Source organism: Mesorhizobium sp. M7A.F.Ca.CA.004.12.1.1, from assembly GCF_003997835.1.
In the GTDB taxonomy this organism is placed as follows: Bacteria; Pseudomonadota; Alphaproteobacteria; order Rhizobiales; family Rhizobiaceae; genus Mesorhizobium.
The window spans coordinates 1-3,173 of sequence record NZ_RZRK01000704.1 but is presented as its reverse complement, the minus strand read 5'-3'; the positions used below and the strand labels follow the sequence as shown (position 1 = coordinate 3,173).

The following is a 3,173-nucleotide window of genomic DNA, read 5'->3' as shown; positions in this document are numbered from 1 at the left end:
CCGCTGGAAGGTGATCACCCGCTTCCCCTCCTATCATGGCGGCACGCTGGGTTCGCTCTCGGTCACCGGCGACGATGCGCTGGCCGAAACGTTCGAGCCGATGATGCGGGCTATGCCGACCGTGCCGGCGCCGAATGCCTGGCGCGACCGCGACAATCTCTCGATGGAACAGCGCGGCATCCGCTATGCCGACATGCTGGAGGAGAAGATTCTTGCGGAAGGTCCAGACAGCGTGGTCGCTTTCATCATGGAGCCGATCGGCGGTGCGGCGACCGCGGCAATGGTCGCGCCGGACAGCTATTATCCGCGCATCCGCGAGATCTGCGACCGCTACGGAATCCTGCTCATCCACGATGAAGTGATGAGCGGCGCCGGCCGCACCGGCAAATTCCTAGGCGGCGACCATTGGAACTGCAAGCCCGACATCGTCGCGCTGTCGAAGGGGCTGGGTTCGGGCTATGCGCCGCTTGGCGCGCTCGCCGCCCCGATGCGGCTGGTGCAGCCGCTGCTTGACTCCGGCGGCTTCCAGCACGGCCACACCTATGCCGGCAACCCGCTGGCCTGCGCCGCCGGGCTTGCCGTGCTCGGTGAAATGGACCGGCTCGACCTGATCGCCAATGCGGCCGCCATGGGTGATGTGCTGATGGACGGGCTGAAGGGGCTGGCGAAGCGGTTTCCGTTCATCGCCGACGTGCGCGGCAAGGGCCTGCTCACCGGCGCTCAGATGGTTGCCGATCCAGAGACGCTGAGGCCGATCGACCAGACCAAGAAAGCCACGCAGCGGCTGCTCGACCTCGCCTATGAGCGCGGGCTGATCATCTATGGCCGCAGGGTCAAGGGTGGCGTCGACGGCGACAATTTCATGGTCGCGCCGCCGATGATCGTCACCAGCGAACAGGTCGGCGAGATCGTTTCCATCATCGGCGACTCGCTGGAGTTGCTGGCTGCCGAACTCGACCTGCCGGTCGAAGGCTGAGGCGACAAAGATGGCGCCTAGAAAAGTCATCATAACCTGCGCCGTCACCGGCTCGGTGCACACGCCGTCAATGTCGCCCTATCTGCCGGTGACGCCGGACCAGATCGCGGCGGAGGCGATCGCGGCGGCCGAAGCCGGCGCGTCGATCCTGCATCTGCACGCCCGCGACCCGAGGGATGGCCGCCCGACCGCCGATCCGGACGTCTACATGCAGTTCCTGCCGCGCATCAAACAGGCGACCGATGCGGTGATCAACATCACCACCGGCGGCTCGTCGCTGATGACGCTCGATCAGCGGCTGGCAGCCCCTTTGCGGGCTGAACCCGAAATGTGCTCGCTCAACATGGGTTCGATGAATTTCGCGCTGTTCCCGATGCTCGACAAGCCAAGGGAATGGCAGCACGAGTGGGAACCCAAGCTGCTCGAAGCGACGCGCGACACCATCTTCAAGAACACCTTCGCCGACATGGAGGGCGTGCTGGAGCGGCTGGGCAAGGGCTGCGGCACGCGCTTCGAATTCGAATGCTACGATGTCGGCCATCTCTATTCGCTGGCGCATTTCCGCGACCGGGGTCTGGTGTCGGGGCCGCTGTTCATTCAGTTCGTGCTGGGCATTCTTGGTGGCATCGGCGCCGACCCGGAGAACCTCGTCCATATGAAGCGGATCGCCGACAAATTGTTCGGCGACAGCTACCAGTTCTCGGTGCTGGCCGCCGGCCGCCAGCAGATGCCGCTGATTTCGATCGCCGCGGCGATGGGCGGCAATGTCCGGGTCGGGCTGGAAGACAGTCTCTATGATGGCCGCCAGTTGGCGAAATCCAATGCCGACCAGGTGCGCCGCATCCGTGGCATTCTCGACGGGCTGTCTCTGGAGGTTGCAACGCCAACCGAAGCGCGCGACATGCTGGCGCTCAAGGGCGGCGACCGGGTGGCGTTTTGAGAGACGACCGTGATCAATCCAACATCCAATGACGTCCTCTTACGCCCCGGCCGGATCGAAGACGTCGAAACCATCCACGCGGCGATCCTGAAGCTCGGCACGCATATCGGCGCGCCCGAGGAGATCTTCTCGACGCCGGACGATCTCAGAACGTACGGCTTTGGCGAAAAACCCGCCTTTTCGACCCTGATCGCCGAAGTCGGCGGGGAATTTGCCGGGCTTTGCCTGCATTTCCCGATCTTTTCGACCTGGATGGGGCGGCCTGGCGTCTATGTGCAGGACCTCTATGTCGAGGACCGGTTTCGCGGCCGCAAGATCGGCGAGCGGCTGTTGCGGCATGTTGCGGCGCAGTGCCGGAACGAAGGCGGCGTCTATCTCCGGCTGTCGGTCGACACCGACAATGAAGGCGCCAAGACTTTCTACGAAAGGCTGGGCATCGCCTGGTCGAGCTATGAGCAGACCCAAAAAATCATCGGCGAGGCCTTCTTTGCCTTCGCCGACGCGCCGGAAAACGGGGATCACAAATGAAAGCCTTCTATGCCGAGGAACAAAAGCGTCACGACCCCAAGGCCTTCCTGTCAAGCGGTGCGGCACAGCCCAATCCGGAACAGCCGGAGCGCGTCGAGAGATTGTTAGCCGGCGCATTATCTGCGGGTTGCACGATCGAGCGGCCTCGCAATCATGGGCTCGGTCCGGTCGCGGCGGTGCATACGCCCGAATATCTGGATTTCCTCGAGCATATCTACGCGCGCTGGCAGCGCATCGAGGGTGCTTCGGCCGAAGTGATCCCCAACATCCATCCGATCGCGCGCAACGGCTCGTATCCGGCCTCGGCAGTCGGCCAGGCCGGCTACCATATGGCCGACACCGCTTGCCCGATCTCGGGCGAGACTTGGCAAAGCGCGCTGTGGAGCGCCTGGACCGCGGTCGATGCGGCCGAGGCGGTGATGTCAGGCGTACCGGCCGCCTACGCGCTATGCCGCCCGCCCGGTCACCACGCCTTTGCCGATGTCGCCGGCGGCTTCTGTTTCATCAACAACTCGGCCGTCGCGGCGCAGGTTCTGCGTAAGCAGGCCGCACGGGTGGCGATCCTCGATGTCGACCTGCATCACGGCAACGGCACGCAAGGCATCTTCTACGCACGGCCGGATGTGCTGACCGTCTCGCTGCATGCCGATCCCGTGCGCTTCTATCCGTTCTTCTGGGGCCATGCCGACGAGCGCGGCGAAGGGCCAGGCCTCGGCTACAATTTCAACC

4 protein-coding genes are annotated in these 3,173 nt (G+C 64.2%); all 4 read left to right on the top strand.

Annotated features, from left to right (window positions below; all coding sequences use genetic code 11):
* Positions 1-976 (top strand): aminotransferase class III-fold pyridoxal phosphate-dependent enzyme (locus EN984_RS28010; RefSeq protein WP_164765698.1); only part of this gene is annotated, 976 nt, incomplete at its 5' end.
* 10 nt (positions 977-986) lie between these two features.
* Entirely contained in the window at positions 987-1,916 is a 930-nt protein-coding gene (locus EN984_RS28005; protein ID WP_127269879.1) for a 3-keto-5-aminohexanoate cleavage protein, read from the top strand.
* A 12-nt stretch (positions 1,917-1,928) separates the two neighbouring features.
* The gene (locus EN984_RS28000; RefSeq protein WP_127269919.1) at positions 1,929-2,444 is read left to right on the top strand and encodes a GNAT family N-acetyltransferase; all 516 of its coding nucleotides are present in this window, start codon (positions 1,929-1,931) and stop codon (positions 2,442-2,444) included.
* Positions 2,441-3,173 (top strand): histone deacetylase family protein (locus EN984_RS27995; protein ID WP_164765697.1); only part of this gene is annotated, 733 nt, incomplete at its 3' end. The genes EN984_RS28000 and EN984_RS27995, both read left to right, overlap by 4 nt.

Excerpts from the sequence above, each read along its gene's own strand:
- EN984_RS28005 (WP_127269879.1), top strand. The coding sequence starts at position 987 with ATGGCGCCTAGAAAAGTCATCATAACCTGCGCCGTCACCGGCTCGGTG.